At 65.5% G+C, this 6,190-nt stretch carries 6 protein-coding genes; all 6 read left to right on the plus strand.

Translation table 11 applies throughout. The features are described 5' to 3' along the window. The first annotated feature begins 36 nt into the window (after positions 1-36). The 6 genes from GGC30_RS13390 to mnhG are packed head-to-tail and all read left to right on the plus strand — an operon-like array spanning position 37 to position 5,989. Complete coding sequence (locus GGC30_RS13390; protein WP_153925167.1) at positions 37-2,955, plus strand: monovalent cation/H+ antiporter subunit A; 2,919 nt, start codon at positions 37-39, stop codon at positions 2,953-2,955. After that, positions 2,955-3,296 (plus strand): Na+/H+ antiporter subunit C, encoded by a 342-nt coding sequence (locus tag GGC30_RS13395; protein ID WP_055804418.1) that lies wholly within the window; start codon positions 2,955-2,957, stop codon positions 3,294-3,296. Before GGC30_RS13390 ends, GGC30_RS13395 begins: the two co-directional genes overlap by 1 nt. Beyond that, positions 3,293-4,888 carry a monovalent cation/H+ antiporter subunit D gene (locus GGC30_RS13400; protein ID WP_153925170.1) on the plus strand — a complete coding sequence of 532 codons (1,596 nt, stop codon included), beginning with the start codon at positions 3,293-3,295 and terminating at the stop codon, positions 4,886-4,888. Before GGC30_RS13395 ends, GGC30_RS13400 begins: the two co-directional genes overlap by 4 nt. Continuing rightward, complete coding sequence (locus GGC30_RS13405; RefSeq protein ID WP_153925174.1) at positions 4,885-5,373, plus strand: Na+/H+ antiporter subunit E; 489 nt, start codon at positions 4,885-4,887, stop codon at positions 5,371-5,373. Before GGC30_RS13400 ends, GGC30_RS13405 begins: the two co-directional genes overlap by 4 nt. Continuing rightward, entirely contained in the window at positions 5,370-5,651 is a 282-nt protein-coding gene (locus GGC30_RS13410) for a K+/H+ antiporter subunit F (RefSeq protein WP_045810222.1), read from the plus strand. The genes GGC30_RS13405 and GGC30_RS13410 overlap by 4 nt, the downstream gene beginning before the upstream one ends. Next, on the plus strand, positions 5,648-5,989 hold the full coding sequence (gene mnhG / locus GGC30_RS13415; protein ID WP_153925177.1) for a monovalent cation/H(+) antiporter subunit G: 342 nt from the start codon (positions 5,648-5,650) through the stop codon (positions 5,987-5,989). Before GGC30_RS13410 ends, mnhG begins: the two co-directional genes overlap by 4 nt. Positions 5,990-6,190 lie beyond the last annotated feature (201 nt).

A 6,190-nucleotide genomic window follows, 5' to 3' on the forward strand; every position in this document is an offset into this window, starting at 1 on the left:
CTATCCCTCACGATCCAGGAGAGACGCCCCGCCTCGATGTCCATCAGCTTCCTACTTGTCGTCATCCTGGTCCTGCCATTCCTTGGCGCCATCGTCGCGTCCGGCTTGCCGCGTCATGCACGCACCTCGGCCGCCATCCTGTCCTGGGTCGTGGCCTTGGTCAGCCTGGGGTGTCTGGCTGCGCTATGGCCGATGTTCCAGGACGGGGAGACGCTGCGCTACGAAATCCCGTGGCTGCCGTCGCTGGGCGTCAATCTGGTGCTGCGACTGGATGGACTGTCGTGGCTGTTCAGCGCCCTGATCCTGGGGATCGGCGCCTTGGTCGTGCTGTATGCCCGCTACTACATGTCGCCGAAGGATCCGGTCCCGCGCTTCTTCTCATTCCTGCTGGCCTTCATGGGGGCGATGCAGGGCGTGGTGCTGTCGGGCAATCTGATCCAACTGGTCGTCTTCTGGGAGCTGACCAGCCTCTTTTCCTTCCTTCTGATCGGCTATTGGCACCAAAACCCCGCCGCGCGCGAAGGGTCCCGCATGGCCCTGACGGTCACGGCCACGGGCGGGATCGCCCTGCTGGTCGGCATGATCCTGATCGGGCGGATCGTCGGCAGCTACGACCTCGATGTCGTCCTGGCGTCGCGAGAGGCGATCCAGACCAGCCCGCTGTACCTGCCCGCGCTGATCCTTCTGCTGCTCGGCGCGATGACCAAGAGCGCACAGTTCCCGTTCCACTTCTGGCTGCCCCGCGCCATGGCCGCGCCGACGCCGGTCAGCGCCTATCTGCACTCCGCGACCATGGTGAAGGCGGGTATCTTCCTGCTGATCCGCTTCTGGCCCGTCCTGGCGGGGTCGGAGAGCTGGTATCTGATCGTCGGCGGCATGGGTCTGGCGACGCTGCTGCTCGGCGCATGGTGCGCCATCTTCCAGCATGATCTCAAAGGCCTGCTGGCCTATTCGACGATCAGCCATCTGGGCCTGATCGTGCTGCTGCTGGGATTGGGCAGTCCGTTGGCCTGTATCGCGGCCATCTTCCACACGGTGAACCACGCCACCTTCAAGGCGTCGCTCTTCATGGCCGCCGGCATCATCGACCACGAGGCCGGCACGCGGGATATGCGCAAGCTCAGCGGTCTTTTCCGCTTCATGCCCTTCACGGCGACCCTGGCTATGGTGGCCGCAGCCGCGATGGCGGGCGTGCCCCTGTTGAACGGCTTCCTGTCCAAGGAAATGTTCCTGGCCGAGGCGGTGGCCAGCGCCCATACGCACGGCCTGAACATGCTGCTGCCCGCCCTAGCCACCTTGGCCAGCGCCTTCAGCGTTCTGTATTCACTGCGTTTCATCCACGCGACCTTCTTCGGTCCGCCGCCGACAGAGCTGGATCGCATCCCGCACGAGCCGCCCGCCTGGATGCGCCGCCCCGTAGAGGTGCTGGTCGCCCTGTGCCTGGTCGTCGGCATTTTCCCGGCTGTAACGGTGGGGCCGTTCCTGAAGAGCGCCGCCGTTTCGGTGCTAGGCTTTGACCTGCCCTATTACAGCCTGGCCCTGTGGCACGGATTCAACCTGCCGCTGGTGCTGAGCCTTATCGCCCTCGCCGGCGGCGTGGCTCTCTATGTCGTCTTCAGCAAACGCATCAACGCCAACCCGCGTGGCGGACCGTGGGGCTGGAAGCGTCTGAACGGCGGCTGGTTGTTCGAGCGAACCATGACCGGCCTGTTCAAGGGCTCGGAGGCGATGGTTCGCCTGTTGGGGGCCACACGACAACAGGCACAGCTGAGGGCCATCGTCTTGGTTGCCCTGCTGGCGGGCGGGCTGGCGGCGATCGGCGCAGGATTGGTCATCCGCCCGATCATGCCAACATTCACCCTGTCCAACTGTGCCTTCGCCGGTCTCTGGCTGGTCGGCTCTGGCTGCGCAGTCGCAGCGGCATGGCAGGCGAAGTATCACCGACTGGCCGCCGTGGTTCTGATGGGCGGCGCAGGTCTGGCCAGTTGCCTGTCCTTCGTCTGGCTGTCGGCGCCGGATCTGGCCGTGACCCAGTTGCTGGTCGAGGTCGTGACCACCGTCCTGCTGCTGCTGGGCCTACGCTGGCTGCCGAAACGGCTGGAGACCATTCGCCTGCCACAGGGCATGGAAAAGCGATCTCGCCGCCGCCGCCGTATCGACCTGATCATCGCCGCCGCCGTCGGCGCGTCCTTGGCGGCCATTTCCTACGCCGTCATGACGCGTCCATCGATCGAGGGGATTTCGCGCTTCTTCGTCGAGCACGCCTATAAAGACGCGGGCGGGCGCAACATCGTCAACGTCATCCTGGTCGACTTCCGCGCCTTCGACACCTTCGGCGAGATCACGGTTCTGGGCATTGTCGGCCTGACGATCTTCGCCCTGCTGCGCCGCTTCCGTCCCGCTGACGACACCCTGCCCAATCCCAGCCAGCAGAGCGTGCAGGATGCCTCAGACCGCGATCATGAGACGCGATCGGAGGGCGACACGCTGAAGGAGACCATGCTGATCCCCCGCGTGGTGATGCGCTGGATCTTCCCCTTCATCATCCTGCTCGCCGTTCACCTGTTCCTGCGCGGGCATGACCTGCCGGGCGGGGGTTTCGCGGCGGGCGTCGCCCTGTCGATCGCCTTCATCCTGCAATATATGGCCTCGGGCGCCCGCTGGGTCGAAGAGCGGCTGGCGATCCGGCCCATCTTCTGGATCGGCGCCGGCCTGGTGATCGCCGCCCTCAGCGGGATCGGATCGTGGCTGTTCGGCTATCCCTTCCTGACCTCCTGGTTCCAGTATGCCGACCTGCCGATCCTGGGCCGCGTGCCCTTGGCCAGCGCCGTGCTGTTCGACTTGGGCGTGGTCGTTCTGGTCGTGGGCGCCACGGTCCTGACCCTCGTCGCCCTGGCGCACCAGTCGCTGCGCAAGCCCAAGCAAAGAGACGCCGAAGAAGGAGAGCCGTCATGATGGAGCTGGTTCTCGCCCTCGCCATCGGCGTGCTGTCGGCCTCCGGTGTCTGGCTGCTGCTGCGCCCGCGCACCTTTCAGGTGATCATGGGGCTGTCGCTGCTGTCCTATGCGGTCAATATCTTCATCTTCGCCATGGGACGGCTGAGGTCGGGCGCGCCGCCGGTGCTGGCGGGCGAGGTCTCCGACCCCGCGCGCTACACTGACCCGACGCCGCAGGCGCTGGTCCTGACCGCGATCGTCATCAGCTTCGCCCTGACCGCGCTGTTCCTGGTTGTCATTCTGGCCGCGCGCGGCATCACCGGCAGCGACCATGTCGATGGCAAGGAGCCGGACGCATGATCGACTGGAACGCCCATCTGATCATCGGCCCCATCGTCCTGCCGATGATCATCGCCTCGGCCATGCTGCTGCTGGACGAGCGTCGCCGAACGCTGAAGGCGGCGCTCAGCTTGAGCGCTATGGCCGCCATTCTGATCATGGCCTTGGTTCTGCTGCACGAAAGCGCAAACGGCGCCGTGGGCGGCGGCGATACTGCGCGGGTCTATCGCCTGGGATCGTGGGCTGCGCCCTACGGCATCGTCCTGGTGGCCGACCGGCTGTCGACGATGATGGTCGCGCTGACCAGCGTTTTGGGCGGATGCGCCCTGATCTTCGCCCTGGCGCGATGGGACCGGGCGGGGCCGCGCTTCCACGCCCTGTTCCTGCTTCTCATCATGGGGGTGAACGGCGCCCTGCTGACCGGCGACCTGTTCAACCTGTTCGTCTTTTTCGAGATCATGCTCGCCGCCTCGTACGGACTGGCCCTGCATGGGTCGGGCGAGGCGCGTGTGCGGGCAGGCGTGATCTATATCGCCGTGAATCTGACCGCGTCCTTGCTGTTCCTGATCGGCGTCAGCCTGATCTACGGGGTGATCGGCACGCTGAACATGGCGGATGTTGCAACGCGGGTTGCGACCATCTCAGTGGATGACCTGGGACTGTTTCATATCGGCGCGGCGGTGCTGGGTACGGCCTTTCTGATCAAGTGCGCCATGTGGCCCTTGGGGTTCTGGCTGACCCCGACCTATTCGGCAGCTAGCGCGCCGGCGGCGGCGGTCTTCGCCATCCTGTCCAAGGTCGGGGTCTATGTCGTCATCCGCCTCAGTCTGTTGCTGTTCGGCGCCGACGCGGGCGCCTCCGCCGGATTTGGCCTGACCTTGCTGTTCGTCGGCGGACTGGCGACCATAGCGTTCGGCACATTCGGCCTGATCGCCTCTCGCGATCTGTCGCGCGCCGCCGGATTCGGCGTGATGATTTCTTCCGGCACCGTTCTGGCCAGCGTGGGCGTAGGCGATGCAGCGACCCTCAGCGGCGCGCTCTTTTATCTGATTGGCTCCACCCTGGCCTGCGCAGCCCTGTTTTTGCTGGCCGAGATCCTCCAGCGCGGACGTGAGGCGGACGTCGGCGAGGCGCGCGCTGTTTTCGATGACGAATATCGTGATCCGTTCGACGACGAAGAGCGCAACGAGCCGGGCCTGGTCATCCCGGCGGCCGTCGCGGCCCTGGGCGGGGCCTTTCTGATCTGCACCCTGATGGTCGCCGGCCTACCGCCTTTGGCCGGCTTCGTCGGAAAACTGTCTATGATCAGCGCCCTGGTCGGCGTTGGCGATGCGGCGGCCTGGACGCTGGCAGCCGTGCTTTCCATGTCCAGTCTTGGCGCCTTGATCGGCCTGACGCGCCTGGGCGTCGGCGCTATCTGGACGCGCGACGAGGATGCGCCGGCTTTCGTGGTGGGTGCGGCCGAGCTGACGGCGGTCGCAGCCCTGCTTGGCGCATGCGTGTTCTTGGCCATCTTCGCTGGCTCCGCCCTGATCTACACCGACCACACGGCGGCCTGGCTGGCTGACCCGCAAGGCTACATCCACGCGGTGCTGGGCGGGAGCGGGCGATGAGACGCATCCTCCCCTACCCCATCCTTTCACTAGGCCTATTCGTCGCCTCGATCCTGCTCAGCGCCTCGATCGCGCCGCCGTCTCTGGCGCTCGCGGTGCTGCTGGCCTTTCTGGCGCCGATCATCATGTTGGCGCTGGGCGTGGATCGCGTGCGGGTGAAGGCGCCGATAGCCATAATTCGCCTCGCTATCCACGTCGTCGGCGACATCGTGCGCTCCAACTGGGCGGTGTCGCACATCATTCTGGGGCGGCGACGGCATGAGCGCACATCCGGCTTCATCCATATCCCGCTGGACCTGCGCGACCGATACGGCCTGGCGGTCCTGGCCATCATCATCACCTCGACGCCCGGCACCTTGTGGGTCGAGTATGAGTCCGCAACCGGCCGTCTGCTGCTGCACGTGCTGGATCTCGTGGATGAAGAGACCTGGGTGCGGCTGATCAAGGATCGCTACGAGCGCCGGCTGATGGAGATTTTCGAATGACGGCGGCGGTGCTGACCTGGGGCCTGGGTCTGGCCCAGCTGATGCTGATCTGCGCCATGGGCCTGGCGGCATGGCGGATCATCCACGGTCCGCGCGCCCAGGATCGCGTCCTGGGCATGGACACGCTTTATCTGAACGGCATGCTGCTGGTGGTGGTGTTCGGCATCCGCACCAACAGCCAGCTCTATTTCGAGGCCGCCCTGGTGATCGGCATGTTGGGCTTCGCCGCCACCGTGGCGCTGGCCAAGTTTCTGATGCGCGGCGAGGTGATTGAATGACCCAAGCTGACGTTCCCGCATGGGCCGCGATCATCGTCGTCGCCCTGGCCGTCATCGGCTCGGCCCTTTCGCTACTGGGCGCGGTTGGGCTGGTTCGGCTGAAGACCTTTTATGAGCGCGTTCATGCCCCGACGCTTGGGGCTACGCTAGGCATGGCGCTGGTCCTGCTGGCGTCAATCGTTTGGTTCACGACCGTGGAGCGGCGTTTCATGCCGCGTGAAATCCTGATCGGCCTGTTCCTGACGGTCACGACGCCGGTCACCCTGATCCTGCTTGCCCGCGCCGCCCTGTTCCGCGATCGCACCGAGGGCGCCGAAGACACGCCGAGAAAGGGCTGATTGGCCGGCGAAAAAAGAAGCCCGGCGGGGGCGCCGGGCTGCAAGCAGGTTCGGTGATGGTGTCCCTGAGGACGACCCATTCCTTAACCGAAATGGTTTCCAGATCGTTAAGCGCCTTCAGTCCGGCAGCCAGGTCGTCTGACGCCCAGATGGCTCGACAGACCAAGTGATCCGCCAACCCGCCCCCGCCCGCTCGACGAC

Origin of the sequence: Brevundimonas sp. SPF441, from assembly GCF_009661015.1 — a bacterium.
GTDB classification, from domain to species: Bacteria; Pseudomonadota; Alphaproteobacteria; order Caulobacterales; family Caulobacteraceae; genus Brevundimonas; species Brevundimonas vesicularis.

Bases quoted from the DNA above. Each gene is read 5' to 3' on its own strand.
- GGC30_RS13395 (WP_055804418.1), top strand. From the start codon at position 2,955: ATGGAGCTGGTTCTCGCCCTCGCCATCGGCGTGCTGTCGGCCTCCGGT.
- GGC30_RS13405 (WP_153925174.1), top strand. From the start codon at position 4,885: ATGAGACGCATCCTCCCCTACCCCATCCTTTCACTAGGCCTATTCGTC.
- GGC30_RS13390 (WP_153925167.1), top strand. From the start codon at position 37: ATGTCCATCAGCTTCCTACTTGTCGTCATCCTGGTCCTGCCATTCCTT.
- mnhG (WP_153925177.1), top strand. From the start codon at position 5,648: ATGACCCAAGCTGACGTTCCCGCATGGGCCGCGATCATCGTCGTCGCC.
- GGC30_RS13410 (WP_045810222.1), top strand. From the start codon at position 5,370: ATGACGGCGGCGGTGCTGACCTGGGGCCTGGGTCTGGCCCAGCTGATG.
- GGC30_RS13400 (WP_153925170.1), top strand. From the start codon at position 3,293: ATGATCGACTGGAACGCCCATCTGATCATCGGCCCCATCGTCCTGCCG.